This window comes from Parcubacteria group bacterium CG10_big_fil_rev_8_21_14_0_10_36_14 (genome assembly GCA_002772895.1).
Lineage (GTDB): Bacteria > Patescibacteriota > Patescibacteriia.
On sequence record PFCS01000050.1, the window covers coordinates 38387 to 52645 of the forward strand.

Genomic DNA, 14259 nt, shown 5'->3' on the forward strand with positions numbered 1-14259 from the left:
ATATCGCAGGATGTTTTATAATATTTTTTTCACTTTCTCAGCAATGAAAATTTCCGTATTTTTCATTGAGTCATAAGTTGCACCACCGATGTGCGGAACAATTATTAGATTATTATGCGACTTAGTATATTCAAGAAGCAAATTACCTTTTAAAAATTCTCCACCAGCGGTTTCTTCTGCCATAACATCAAGCCCTGCTCCGGCAATTTTCTTGGCCTTTAAGGCATTTAAAAGCGCGCTTTCATTTATAATTTTTCCCCGCGAAGTGTTTACTAGATATGCGCTTTCTTTCATCATCTTAAATTCCCGTTCACCTATTAAATCAACCGTCTCTTCATCCAAAGGCACATGCACGCTAATAAAATCAGCCCGCGACAGAAGCTCTTCAAAAATTGCTGACTCTGCCGCGCCACGCTCAATTTCCTCTTGGTTAACATACGGATCATAGGCAACAACATTCATAAAAAACGCATTTCCATATTGAGCAATAATTTTTCCTAGCCGTCCAAAACCAATTATTCCTAAAGTTTTACCACGCAGCTCTATACCCTTAAAACTATCACGGTCCCAATTTTCTTTTTTCACCGACTCATATGCATCAGGTATATGCCGGATTAAAGCCAAGAACAGTCCCCAAGACAATTCTGCAGTAGCTGTTATTGTATTTAAAAATTCCGTCTCCCCCTTTAAGCTTGCAACTTGCACGCCATGCTTCCCTGCCTCTTTCATATCAATATGGTCCAGCCCGGTTGTCGGACAAGCAATAATTTTTAAATCTTCCGCTGCATCTAAAATCTCTTTATCAATTTTATGTTCTAAACGGATAACTAAAATATCAGCGTCTTTTACGCCTGCCAGTAATTCACCTCGCGATAATTTCTTTTCTGCAAAAACATCTCCCACCTCTTGATAAATTGCAAGCGCCTCCTTACTGTAATCGCCGGGTTCACTAATTAAAATTTTCATAAGTTTGTAATTTTAGACAAAACGTCAGTCGCTATATCCTGACCATTATTTTCAAAAGTATTCTTTCCAAGCTTTGGAAATCCTCCGCCAAAAAATTCTTTCTTCTGATAGACGGATATTCCCGTCTGGTTGCCGGAAATTATATTGTCATATATTTTTGGTTCAGACAAGTCTTTCACAGCAATACCCATAACGCATCCATTAAGCTTATTACTAAAAATATCCGGATTAGAGTTTTCTCCCAAACTGATGCATTTATCGCCTGAACTTTTTACTTCATTATTCGATATTTCCACGCTGGAACCGGAAATATCAATTCCGTCATTACCGTTACCATCAAAAATGTTGTCATAGATCTTACCACTTATAAAATCGCCGTCCAAACCGTCAAATCCATTTTTATAAAAATAAGAGTCCACTATTTCTACTTTTGCATTTTTAACATTCAATCCGTCATCCCCGCCGGCATATTTAAATTGACAATTTTTTATTGAGATATCCGAACTGTGGCTTGCCAGGGCACCGGAAAAATGAATTCCATTTACGCGAGTATCCCCGCCATATTCAAATTCAACATATTCAAATTCACTCTTCTCCGGCACATCCACTATGCCAAAATTTCCCCAATAATCGTTGGAGTTCGCCGATAAAAATTTAATCGGATAGTCCTTACTTCCTTTAGCAATAACTGGGCTATAAGAACCGATTGATACTCCTTTTGCCATATAAAAAATTGCACCCGGCTCTATTTTTAGATGAATCCCCTTCGGGACTATTAGCGTTTTATTAATATAATACGTACCCGCCGAAACATATGCGTCTCCATTTCCCGTAGCTTTAAACGAAGGATTTTTAGATATAAACTCATTAAGAGATAGGTTGATATCATCTAAATTATTAAAATTACTATTATCTATATAAATTACTTCCGAACCCACTTTTTTACCGGTTAAAGAATTATCCAGCTCCATGTCAACCGCAAAATCATCCGAATAAAATCCGGTTCCAATGCCTGCGGTAAAAAATATTTTATGGGTTACAGGCTGTAGAATAAAGCCTGTTCTTACATATTCATCGTCATACTTATCAGCAGGAGGAACAAGTTTGGAAGATAGCACTATTTTCTGTTCTCCAAATTTAGCTTCTCCGTCCTTGTTAACAGTGTCTTTTTCTAAAAGAATATCGGCCGAGGTTAATTTTCCATCCATATCGCTGTCATAATAAGCGCTTACCAGAAAACCAGGAACAAGCCCGCTTATTTTTATTTCTTTTATCGTCATATCCACCGCGCTGTTTACCGTTATATCAGCCTCTGCAATTTCATAGTTTAAGAATGAATTTTTGTTATAGATAACCTTTGTAAAGGCTTCCGATTTTTTAAGATATTCTTTTATGAAATTAAAATTACTTTCTATCAAGCTCCTTGTTTCCTTATAACCCTTGATAAAAGTGCTATTTGAAAAATTCTTTTTCGAATCCTTAAAAAATTCAATGCGGACGCTGTTGTATAAATCATCTATAAACTTTAAATCATCTTTAAGATTATCTTTGTCGCTAACATAATCCCAAGCCCTTTGGTTTATTTCAGTGGCAAAATCTGGAGATTCTAAAACGCGCGTTATAAGAGGATTAAAGAAAAGATAAGGAGAACCGATTGAAGCCAGGTCATTTCCCTCTGATTGCCAAGTAAAAAATTTAAATTTTCCATTTGTATTATCATAATACAAGTTCATGTTATGTCTCCAGTCCTCATGATTTCCACCAATTAAAAGTGTGTGCAAATACCACTCCATAAAACTTTTCTTATCTACAATATTAAAAATATTGTCATGAAATTCTTCTTGGTCTGCCTGGTTTACTAAATATGTAAGGCGAGCAATTGCCACGTAATTATCCGGTCTCTCGCCCGGATCAGCAACTCTTTTATCCCAATAATAAGGATCTTCAAAAATATATTTTTCATTTATATACCTTTCCGTAAAAAAATCAGTATCTCCAGAAAGTTTGTTTGTTTCCAGAAACTCTTTGCTCCATTGATTTATCTTATAATAAACTCCATATGCCTTGCCATTTATCCTAAGCAACACAAAATCGCTGTCCAACACCTTTAATCCAATCTTTTCCGCTCTATAGTTATTGAACGGTTCAAGTAAATCACCGCCCACAATAAGATTTATCGCACTCGTCCCTTCAAAAATCGCAGAATCACTAAATCTTATGCGCCATGATTTTTTATCATATCTCCAATGAAAATCAGAATTGCCTCTATATCTTACCTCAACATTATAACTCTTACCCCCATATGAAAACTTGGCATTTATATACTTTTGATTTTCCTCAACAAACATCGCACCTTCTTCGGTTGGCAACGAATCATTTATTTTCTTCCAATCTTTCTCGTCTATTATCAAATCGTAAACAGGCAGGTCTGGTTTCTTAAAAGAATAAATCAAATACGGCGCATCTTGGATCTTGCGCACAATTTTATCGGCCCATTTTGAATAAGGTGCTGGAAGTATGCTAAAAAGATATCTTTTTTTAATGCCATAATCATAAAAAAGAGATACAAGCACAACCAAAACAATCAGATTGGCCACAAAAAGGCACCTGAAAAATATCTTTCTAAATACAGGGCTTCTTAATTTGTTATTTAATAACTTTATATATCTTAATATCATCTGAATCATATACTTTTATTAACCAGTCTTCGCCTTCCAGACTGCTATTTTTTATAAAATCATAAATGCCTTCACTTTTATAGGCACCAAAATACAAATAATCAATCTTATATTTATTGATCAAATAATGGATATTGCGCGGATACGCCATATACAATTTCGATATGTCGCCAAGCTTTTCCGCAATAAGCTTTTCTGCTGTTTTCTCATATTCTGGATCTTTTTTGAATTGGCTACCAATTCTTGTATCACTAAAATAATCTCCAAATAAATACAGCGAATCTTTATTTATTATCCCATCAAAAACATCTTGCGAAACATTAAACAGCTTATGGACAATAATCCACCGGTCATAAAGCTCTTCGGAAGATCCAGGAAACATCATTGGGTCTCCGTACATTACTTTGCCAGAAGTATATACGGGCACCAAAAAATTTATAAAAAGCGACGGAGAAACAACGACCGCATCTTTTTCTATATTTTTATCCATCCATTCCAGCGAATTACTAATATTTTTAGGGATAGTATGAGCCGGATAATCCATTATCCCCCTATATATATTTACATGAACTGCGCGTGCTGTTATTATAAGCGCCAACAAAATAAAACATCCGGTCACAATCTTTCGCCTCGTCGGATATTTCGCTTCCAACCACTTATATAAAGTATAGGCAAAGGCTATCCAAGCCAAAGCAAATCCGTAATAAAATTGATGGTAATACCAATTTGTAGCAAAAGGCGAATATCCTCCAAAAAGCTGGATATTAAGCAGGAATATTGGCGCCAATGCAAAGCCTATTAAATATATGGCAGTCTTTTTTTCTTTTATTGTTTTCCAAATAAGCAAAGCAAAAGCAACATACAGTAGATATTCGAAAACATGCCGTCCCAAGCGGAGCGTCCTGCCAAATTCGCCCCCTAAACGCAAGAATATGTCCGTTGACCACGGAAGGGACTTAAGAGCAAAGAAATTAAAGAAAAATAGCGATGAAATCAGCATGGCCAGCATTAAAATCCAAAAAATTCTTTTTGCCACCAAATGGTCTTTAAATAATAAAAATAATATCATCATTATCCCCAAAGCAGTCCAAATGTACATAGCGCTTGTTGGAAAAAAATAAACGAGCAAACCACTAAATATTCCGGCTAAGGCTATATACAACTTCTTTCCTTTTGTTATGGCTAAATATGTAAAAAGAAAGGTTAGAGAAAAAGGAATAAGCCCCGGCAATACCGATACGCTGTCATATTTATTCGTAAGGATGTGGATTGGCGGGCTACCCAAAAAAGTCAGCGTTCTTACAGAAATCTTTATCTGCTCCAATGTAATGGGAAATATCAGATAAAAAATATTTGCGGCTGAAGTAAAAACAAGAGAAGAAAAAATGCTAAAATATCGGTTGCCGGTTATATTTTTTATAATCAAATAAAAAATTAAAAAGGTAAAAAAACCCACAATAAAATATCCCACCAAATAAAGATACTGCAGGGAGCCAAATAGAGCAACCAGAGGAAAAAGAAGCCATGCATTATAATATGTACTCCAAAGCGCAGGCGCGTGCATATACTCATATGTTGCGCCGTCAGACCCCAGCCAATGCCCATCCAAAAGATCCCTTATTTGCGGAGCAATAAAAGTGATTGGATCAGGCGCTCCTGGCACAAAATCACTATAAGGTAAACCATATTCTTTCAATTTGAAAAAAGCTGACGCTTTAGTTAAATCAAAAATACAACCCGCAACTATGGCGGATAATAATACTGCTACTATAAGTAATGTCTTTTTCTTTTTTTTATCCATACTGCTCTACTTTGTTGGGCGCAAATAATTAAAAACTCGCTTTAATATAAGCTTCAAATGCGCGGGCGATCTTAAATCCCGTAAAACGTTAAAAACAATTCTTGGCCTTAACCAAAACCCCAAAAAAATCTTCCTATGCCATTTTTTTAAAGTTTCTCTACTAATACCCTTTGGACAAACAGTAATATTATCAAAGCGTATCTTGTCCCAATCAACGCCATCAATCCGCCCACTTTCTTTGAGCCATGTATACATTTCCGATCCTGGGAGTGGAAGATAAAAATTAAACCCAGCCCTATCCAGCATAAGCTTTCTAGAAAATTCATAAGTTTGCCTCAAATCATCCTCATTTTCCTCGGGATAACCGATTATAAAAGCACCACCAGTCCTAAATCCCATTTTTCTAATGGCTTTTATTCTTTCTTCAACCATTTCTTTTTTTATGTGCTTATTCATATGGTCCATAATCCTCTGGGAACCAGACTCAATTCCTACATGAATTGCATAAAACCCAGCTTTTTTCATTAATTTCAAAAGCTCGTCATCCAGCGTGTCCAAGCGAAGACCATTTGCACCAAAAAGCGAAATATTAAAATTATTAGCCACTATTTTCTCAAGTACCTCTACTGCACGCGCCCTATGGGCTGTAAAATTATCATCCATAATATGAAATTCCTTGATACCATATTTTTCTATCGCCCATTTCATTTCCTCTATAATATTATCCGCGCTTCTCATCCTCATATTTCTACCAACCACCGACTTTGAGGCGCAAAAAGTACAATTATAAGGGCATCCTCGCGAAGTTACCAAATAGCCGATAGGGAGCTGTTTAAAGAAACTTCCGGCTGGTGCCTCGGGATATTCACCGGGTGGCATAAAGTCCCACGCCGGAAACGGAAGACTATCTAGGTCTTCTTCAAAATAAACGGGATTAAAAAAAACTTCCCCTTCGCTTCTATAAACAAGTCCGGGAATATGGCTTAGGGGTATGTCTTTATTTTGAAATAATTTTTCAAGGAGCATCTTTAGACCTTTTTCTCCTTCACCCTTAAAAGCAAAGTCAATTTTATCAAAGTAGCCCATCAATTCTTTTGAATCTATAGCTGAAGCATGCGGACCACCAATTACCACAAGGACTTCTGGATTAGCTTCTTTTGCTACATTAATTTGCTCTTTTACTATTTTTATATTGTTTGAATACACCGTAACCCCTATGACATCCGGCTTTTTTTCCAAAACATATTCTTTAAATTTTTCTGGCGATACTTGTTTTAGGGTACAATCAAGAATTTCAATATTACTCCATCCATCTTTTCTTAAATATGAAGCAAGATAGCCCAAAGAAAGAGGCGGAGTTATTGCATAACCAAGAGTGCTAAAGGGTTTAACAAATAAAATTTTCTGCTCTTTCATAAAAAATCATTACTTTTTAAATTTATTTATTACCATTCCGTACTCTTTTAGAGTTTTAATTAAATTCATCTTACTCTTCCCTTTTTTTAATCCGTAATTATAAACAAGAGGGCATTCATCAATTTTCTTAACAAATTTTCTTAATTTTAATAAAATCTCTAAATTGGCCGCAAAAGAATTTGTAGTAATAAAATTATTCCCATAAAATGCCAATGCTTTTTTTAGAATTTCTGCCCGATACGCGCGATAAAAAATAGAATAGTCCGTCACATTTGGCAAGTGGACCAATAACTTGACAATACTATTTACTACATTGCTACCAATGGTGCGGTACAACGGAAAGTTTTTATAACTTCCGCCCGCTATGTAGCGGGAACCTATAACTATATCGCTTCCTAAATTTATTTTTTCTATCATCTCAGGCATTAAGGAAAGCTTACTCGTATTATCCGCTTCCATAATCAAAACGATATCGTCGTCCTCCGCATTAACACAAGCCGCCGTAATACCATCAAAAAAAGTCCTTGGTACGCCCAAATTTTTAGCGTGAACAAGAATTTCTAAATCCATCTGATTTTTAAAATTCATTGCTAGTTCTTTTGTTTTATCCGTGCTTCCATCGTCAACTAAAATTACTTTTTTATCAAAAATTAATTTTATATTCTTAATGCTAGACAATAAATCAACGACATTCTCGTCCTCATTATAGGCAGGGATAATTATAAATATTTTTTTCATACTAAATAATCAAAATTAAATTTTTCACTCGCACCTTGACAATATGGCAACAAAATGTCTAATTCGGTTGCTATTTTTTAAAAAAATGTATATTATCTTTAATCCACTTATATAAAATATCAATTCCATCCTCATAATTAGTTATCGGTTCCCATCCCAAATTCAATTTAAGTTTAGAATTGTCACTTATAAAAATCTTCTGATCACCAATACGCATTTCTCCATGACCAAAATTCAGTTTTGTCCCCATTTTTTCTTCCAGTAGTCTAACAAAGCTAACTAAAGATAACGAATTTTCCACTCCTCCGCCAATGTTATAAATTTGTCCTGCAGTTATATTAATATTTTTGATCGCCATATCATATGCCCTGATTAGATCATCAACAAATAATATATCTCGTACCTGAAAACCATCGCCATATATCATCATTGGTTGATCGGTCATAGCCACAATAATAAACCAAGCGACCCAGCCTTGATCTTCTTTGCCAAATTGACGATAACCATAAATACAGGACTGCCTAAAAACAACTGTCCGTAAATTAAATATTCTGGAATAATCTCTAAAATATTGATCTGCCGAGCCCTTTGAACATCCATAAGGCGAATGAAAATCTAAAGGATACTCCTCTTTTATACCCCTTGGATAATCAGTGAGTTTGTAAGCATCACCGCTTAACTCAATCTTTTCATTTTCCATTCCACCATAAACCTTATTTGTTGAAGAATATATAATAACTGGATTCTGAGCTGAAATCCTTACTGCTTCAAGAAGATTAAAGGCGCCTAGTGCATTACTTTCAAAATCTTCTCGCGGATTCAAAACTGATGAAGTAACTGCTACTTGAGCGGCTAAATGTAGAACTACATCAAACCGATAATCAGAAAAAAGATGACTTAGTTCTTCAAAATTTCGAACATCGCCTTTAATAAATTTAAATTGCCCAAAAGTTTTTAACCATTCAAGATTTTTTTCAACCCCTACTCGACAAAGGTTATCAAAAATGACGACGTCGTGTCCGTCAAGTATAAATTTTTTAGCAGCATTTGAACCAATAAATCCCGCTCCGCCGGTAATTAATATTTTACTCATAACTTTTTTGCTGTAATCGTATAATTAGTGCCATTGTTAAGTCCAGCTTCGTGCTGCTTTGTCCTTTTAATTATTGCCTTTAGCATGCTTTTGTTTGAAGAGCTAAACGGAACATATCCGATTGTTTTTATAAAAAATTGTTGAAGGGCTGAAAGTGGCATTAAAACGTCATACCACTTCATATGCTTTGGCGAATGAGTATATTTTATTTCCACCACTTCAAAACCGGCTGATTTTAAAAGCTCTTCCCATCTTTCTTTTGTAAACAGGTTATAATGCTTAAAAATCTTATTTACAGAATTCATATAAGCCTTAGCCAAAAAACCAAGCCCTAGCTTGTTAAAAATTTTTGGATAAAATAAATCCGTCATATAAAAATTAGAGTGTGTGGTAAAAAAGAACACGCCTCTCGGAGCCAACACCCTGTACGCCTCTCTTACTGTTTCTTCCACCGCGGGAATATGTTCTATGACGCAATTTGATATCGCCATACTAAAACGGTTGTCTGGAAAAAGCATTTTATGCGAAGGGACACATTTTACTTCCTTATATATACCGGATTTCTCCGCTCCTCGGCATGCACTCTCAGATATGTCCAGTCCATAAATTTCCCTGAGCACACCTTTGTCTTCCTGTTCTTTGCCCTCTAAAATCATTTTCAAAAAACTGCCATCGCCACAGCCTAAATCAAGCATCGGATAAGAAAAATCCTTACCAACCATTTCAGTATATTCCCACACCCTGCAAAGCGCATGGGAAATAGAATATTTTTTCGATGCTTTATTATAAAAATTATCAAGCATATCTACGCATAAATACTATATTATAGTATCAATATTAATTATAATATCAATATTACCCGATTTATCAAAAAATGTAAAGAATTGCTAAGATATTTTAGCCAAATTTAGCAAAAATTATATTTTTTTAAGCAATCTGTTTATCGCCCTAGAAAGCTTTAGCCTCAATCTAGCCGGCAACCAGAAAAAAAGCCTATCCCGCAACCTCCTAAAAAGGGAAAATTTATTTTCAATTTCTTTCACATATTCTACCACTTTACGATAATCGTCTTTTTTAAATACAATGCCTTTTTCGGCAGGGCTAGAAGATATTATCATTTCCATTCCGCCAGGAAAAGCCGCACGATTGCTGAATTTTATAATTTTAAATCCAGACTTTTCTAAAACCTTACCGATAGTATATAAAGAATAGCTGAAAGGGTGACCTATTTGAAAAAATACATCAGGCCGCTTTTTGACGTTCAGTATATTAGGCACGCCAATATAAACTTTTCCGGAATCTTTTAATATGCTTTTGATGAATTCCAGCTTTTCTAAAGGATCGGGGAAATGCTCAAAGGTATGGTGCATGGCAATAAAATCAAACTTGTTTTTGTTTTCCGGTTGGCTGGCAAAATCATCAAAATTGATATTCAAGAGGTTTAAATTATAATATTTTTTTCCGGCTTCAACATCAAGTTGCGAAAGCTCTATACCCCAAATATTACAATGTTTCTTCTCTTGTATTATATGGAGAAGCGTCCCAAACCCACATCCGATGTCCAAAACATTATCTCCCTCTTTTAGATACTCTTCCAAAAAATCATATACTTTTCCCTTTAAGCGCAAATTGCTTTCTTGTTTTTCCGCAAACTGCGATACATCTTTCAAGCCATGGCTATCGCGTAGAAATTCTTCTTTATGGAATTCTAAATATTCCTCCTCCGAGGGGCGTGGATTTATATAGACAAGCGAACAATTCTTGCAGATAACATTAATTAAACCTTTACTTAGATTTCCCTTCGTATAAATCGTCTCAGTATTATCTTCTCCGCAAAGCGGACATTTTATATAAATATTTTGCTGCATATTTTTTATAGATAATTTCTAGCCCAGACTTGAAATGTCATAAGCGACCATATAGTATTCAATCCATACTCTTTTTTATCAATATGATTATTTAGTATATCATTTATTACCTCCCAATTAAATAACTCTGCAGTTTTTGAAGAATAACCGGGAGAAAGAATCTCACAGACCATCGGTTTCAAATCAGTACGCAACCACTTTGCCGCAGGCGAGAAAAATCCTCGCTTCCTCTCTTCTAAAACAAACTCCGGCAGAATATCCGCAAAGGCATTTTTTAAACATTTTTTTCCTTGATATCTACTATTTAATTTATATTTTGACGGTATCCTAAAAGCTAGCTCCACAAGTTCTTTATCTAAAAAAGGCACTCTTTCTTCAAGTCCGTGAGCCATTGTCAGTTTATCACTACGAATAAGTGACTCATCCGGAAGCCAAGTTTTTAAATCAGTCAATATCATTTGATTAACGTTATCTTTTACACTTTTTTCAAAATACCTGGTATAAGCATTCCTTACAGAATAAGCATTATTGAAATCATTATTTAAAAATCTTGATATAACATCTTCTTTCTGCGCCATAAAAAGCCAAAAACGGTCCAATCCGTGTTCACTAGATAACTTTTTTGCCAACTCTTCTTTACCAAAAATTCCTCCGATAGATTGAACAATTTTTTTATTCATTAACAACGGGAAAAACATTCGCGCTCTTTCTATAAAATAGTTATAATAATACCTATCATAACCCCCAAAAGTTTCATCTCCCCCGTCTCCCCCTAAAACAACTGCGACCTGATTTTTTGCTTCTTTCGCAAGAATATAAGTTGCTACTTGGATATGATTGGAGACCGGTTCATCCATAGCAATAATACAATTTTCAAAATTATCCTTAACGTCTTTTGCCGTAATAGTAATTGGAGTATGCGCTGTATTAAAATACTCGGCAGTTTTTTTCGCTAAGTTAAAATCCGCATTAAATTTTTCTTTTTCAATCTCTGTTTCAAATCCAACTGAAAATGTTTTTATCGGTCCCTTTGCGCTCTTTGTCATTGCCGCGCAAATAATACTTGAATCAAGCCCGCCTGAAAGAAAAAGTCCAACCGGCCTATCAGAAATAAGCTGACGTTCTACTGCACGTTCCACTTGTTCTCTAATCAATATCCGTAGATCAGCCTCACTCTCTTTTAGATATGTCCCCTCTTCTAAATCGTAATAACTTTCTATTTTTAAATTATTATCCTTTACAATTGCGAAATGTCCGGGCTGTAATTTCATAATTCCTTGCCACATCGTTTCTGGACCTAAGCAATATAAAAAACGCAAGTATTTGTTCAATGCATCAATATTTAAATCTTTCCTTACATTTTCATATTCCAAAATTGCTTTTACTTCTGATGAAAAAATAAATTTTCTATTGTTATGCCAGTAATATAGTGGCTTTACGCCAGATTGATCACGCGCCAAAAAAAGCTCTTTCTTTTGCTTATCCCAAATAGCAAAAGAAAAAATTCCATTAAATTTTTTCAGCGCATCTTCCCCCCATTTTATAAAACTGTATAGAACAACCTCCGTATCGGAATCAGATTTAAAATTAAATTCTAATAATTCTTTTTTTATTTCTTTAAAATTATATAACTCGCCGTTATAGGTAATAACAAATCTTCCATCAGCGCTCTTCATTGGCTGACTGGCCTTATCACTCAAATCAATAATAGCTAACCGCCTATGTCCTAAAGAAATATTTTCATCCAAAAAAATACCCCCGCCGTCAGGTCCGCGGTGAGTAATTTTTGTATTCATCTTTTTTATCAAGTCTTCGTCGCGCCAATTAAAACCGTTTATTCCACACATTTTATTTTTTTGCAATTAAATATAAAATATCTCTCCTTGCCGAAAAAATTTCCGACTTTATTAAGATTCAATTTTTTAAAAACTACCTTTATATTATTTTAAACACAAATAGAATAGTTTACTTCTTCTGTAATATTCTTTGTGAAATAAATTTTAAAATTTTTTTAGTGTATGCGGGAATTACATAAAAAGAATCAGAAATTATCCTTTTTCTAATATATTTTTTAATTTCTTTATAAGAATTCTCGTTTTCTAAATTTAATTCTAAAATATTACTTTCTATTCTAGTAGCAATTACTTGAATACGAGAGGGTTTTTTAACATTCCTACTAATTATTTTAAACCCACCATTTTTTAAAACCCTACTTAATGTAGCTGGCGAATAATTGTAATAATGCCAAAAATCGAAAAAATGCCTTACTCGCCGCTCAAAATTTAGAATATTCGGAACTTCTATATATAAAAATCCATTCAGATTTAAAAAAGTACTAATCTTTTTTAATATTTGGACTGGCTCAGAAAAATGTTCAAAAACATGATGCATTAAGATAATATCAAATTTTTCCGCGCCTCTTTCTTTATCATAAAATTCCTCAAAAGTGCCATGATAAATATCAAGACCATACTTGGCTATCGCGTAACAGGCTGAAGTAGCCGGCTCTATCCCCTTAGTTTTGCAACCATAGCTATTTTTAATGTCTTTCAAAAATAAACCAAAACCGGAACCGATTTCCAATACATTATATTCTGGTTTTAAAAATTTTGATAAAAAAGTCAAATTAATATTTTCACCCTTATTCTTTTCCAATACGTGTTGCATATATTCTTCTATCTTTTCTTCAGTATCTAACGCGAAACAACTGGCAACATAATTTTCTTTAGAAAAACCCATTACATCATTCGGCGCCTTTCTCGGATTTATATAAACTAAGCCACACTCTTTGCAAATAACATTATTAAACTTCACAAGCTTTTCCCCTCTTTTAAAAATACCCTTATTGTAAATAAGCTCCGAACTACTATCGTTACAAATCGCACAAGTTATTTTTTTCATAATTTATGATTTTACAAAAATTCTCTTGAAACTCCACCTATTCCACGCGCCTTATTTCTTTGTAATTAAATATAGAGTGTCTCTTCTCGATTGAAAAATCTCTGACAATAACCAACTTAAAAATTTTGGAAATTTTTTAAAATTAAACATCCATTGTTTTTTAAAATAAGTATTATGCATATGGACTTCCATGTCTTTAAATCCAACAATCTTTGCCATTTTCTTTAATTCATCCGCAGTAAATTCTCTAGTATGTCCATACGGCTGACCGTTCACGAAAAAATCATCAAAATCCCAATATACGCTTTTTCCAAACAAAAATCTTGCTTGTTTTAAAAAAGTCGCCAAATTAGGAGTTGATAAAACCAAGATCCCGCCCGGCTTAAGAGTTTTATATATTTTTTCTAAAAATCTTTTTTGACTATAGCCTAAATGTTCTATAACGTTTTCAGAAATAATCGCATCATAAGTTCCCTCTTCTAAACTACAATCAAAAAGATCTTCCACTTTTATATCCAATCCAAACTTTTGCCACAAGTCTTCTACGCCCTCTATCCCCCATTCTTCCAAAATGTACTTATCAATCCCACTTGTTTTTGCTCCTAATAAATTTAAGGTATGTACCAAGATACCGAGACCACTTCCAACTTCTAATATTTTTTTATTTTCAAAACTACCCATCCTTTCCTTGAATAAAGACAGTGTATTCAAGTGCTCCTTCTCCTCTTTTTTCCATCTTTTAGAAAGAGGCGATAAATCATGATACGATTTTTCTAATTTTATTTTAAAATCTTCCAT

At 34.3% G+C, this 14259-nt stretch carries 11 protein-coding genes; all 11 read right to left on the reverse strand.

Features of this window, described 5'->3' with window-relative positions; translation table 11 throughout:
- Positions 1 to 15: 15 nt before the first annotated feature.
- A complete protein-coding gene (locus tag COU51_04030) occupies positions 16 to 966 on the reverse strand; it encodes a hypothetical protein (protein ID PIR66422.1) in 951 nt (316 codons plus the stop codon).
- Positions 963 to 3653 (reverse strand): hypothetical protein, encoded by a 2691-nt coding sequence (locus COU51_04035; protein ID PIR66423.1) that lies wholly within the window; start codon positions 3651 to 3653, stop codon positions 963 to 965. The genes COU51_04030 and COU51_04035 overlap by 4 nt, the downstream gene beginning before the upstream one ends.
- A complete protein-coding gene (locus COU51_04040) occupies positions 3613 to 5445 on the reverse strand; it encodes a hypothetical protein (GenBank protein ID PIR66424.1) in 1833 nt (610 codons plus the stop codon). The genes COU51_04035 and COU51_04040 overlap by 41 nt, the downstream gene beginning before the upstream one ends.
- 6 nt (positions 5446 to 5451) lie before the next feature.
- A complete protein-coding gene (locus COU51_04045; GenBank protein ID PIR66425.1) occupies positions 5452 to 6861 on the reverse strand; it encodes a hypothetical protein in 1410 nt (469 codons plus the stop codon).
- A gap of 9 nt (positions 6862 to 6870) precedes the next feature.
- Complete coding sequence (locus COU51_04050; protein PIR66426.1) at positions 6871 to 7599, reverse strand: hypothetical protein; 729 nt, start codon at positions 7597 to 7599, stop codon at positions 6871 to 6873.
- Between the two features lie 70 nt (positions 7600 to 7669).
- Positions 7670 to 8692 (reverse strand): CDP-paratose 2-epimerase, encoded by a 1023-nt coding sequence (locus tag COU51_04055; GenBank protein ID PIR66427.1) that lies wholly within the window; start codon positions 8690 to 8692, stop codon positions 7670 to 7672.
- On the reverse strand, positions 8689 to 9495 hold the full coding sequence (locus COU51_04060; protein PIR66428.1) for a hypothetical protein: 807 nt from the start codon (positions 9493 to 9495) through the stop codon (positions 8689 to 8691). Before COU51_04060 ends, COU51_04055 begins: the two co-directional genes overlap by 4 nt.
- A gap of 114 nt (positions 9496 to 9609) precedes the next feature.
- The gene (locus COU51_04065; protein ID PIR66429.1) at positions 9610 to 10560 is read right to left on the reverse strand and encodes a hypothetical protein; all 951 of its coding nucleotides are present in this window, start codon (positions 10558 to 10560) and stop codon (positions 9610 to 9612) included.
- A 5-nt stretch (positions 10561 to 10565) separates the two neighbouring features.
- Positions 10566 to 12407, reverse strand: a complete 1842-nt coding sequence (gene asnB, locus COU51_04070) for an asparagine synthase (glutamine-hydrolyzing) (protein ID PIR66430.1) — start codon at positions 12405 to 12407, stop codon at positions 10566 to 10568.
- A gap of 118 nt (positions 12408 to 12525) precedes the next feature.
- On the reverse strand, positions 12526 to 13461 hold the full coding sequence (locus tag COU51_04075; GenBank protein PIR66431.1) for a hypothetical protein: 936 nt from the start codon (positions 13459 to 13461) through the stop codon (positions 12526 to 12528).
- 51 nt (positions 13462 to 13512) lie between these two features.
- Positions 13513 to 14259 carry a hypothetical protein gene (locus tag COU51_04080; GenBank protein ID PIR66432.1) on the reverse strand — a complete coding sequence of 249 codons (747 nt, stop codon included), beginning with the start codon at positions 14257 to 14259 and terminating at the stop codon, positions 13513 to 13515.

Coding starts and splice junctions, on each gene's coding strand:
- COU51_04030 (PIR66422.1), bottom strand. CDS start 966: ATGAAAATTTTAATTAGTGAACCCGGCGATTACAGTAAGGAGGCGCTT.
- COU51_04035 (PIR66423.1), bottom strand. CDS start 3,653: ATGATTCAGATGATATTAAGATATATAAAGTTATTAAATAACAAATTA.
- COU51_04040 (PIR66424.1), bottom strand. CDS start 5,445: ATGGATAAAAAAAAGAAAAAGACATTACTTATAGTAGCAGTATTATTA.
- COU51_04045 (PIR66425.1), bottom strand. CDS start 6,861: ATGAAAGAGCAGAAAATTTTATTTGTTAAACCCTTTAGCACTCTTGGT.
- COU51_04050 (PIR66426.1), bottom strand. CDS start 7,599: ATGAAAAAAATATTTATAATTATCCCTGCCTATAATGAGGACGAGAAT.
- COU51_04055 (PIR66427.1), bottom strand. CDS start 8,692: ATGAGTAAAATATTAATTACCGGCGGAGCGGGATTTATTGGTTCAAAT.
- COU51_04060 (PIR66428.1), bottom strand. CDS start 9,495: ATGCTTGATAATTTTTATAATAAAGCATCGAAAAAATATTCTATTTCC.
- COU51_04065 (PIR66429.1), bottom strand. CDS start 10,560: ATGCAGCAAAATATTTATATAAAATGTCCGCTTTGCGGAGAAGATAAT.
- asnB (PIR66430.1), bottom strand. CDS start 12,407: ATGTGTGGAATAAACGGTTTTAATTGGCGCGACGAAGACTTGATAAAA.
- COU51_04075 (PIR66431.1), bottom strand. CDS start 13,461: ATGAAAAAAATAACTTGTGCGATTTGTAACGATAGTAGTTCGGAGCTT.
- COU51_04080 (PIR66432.1), bottom strand. CDS start 14,259: ATGGAAGATTTTAAAATAAAATTAGAAAAATCGTATCATGATTTATCG.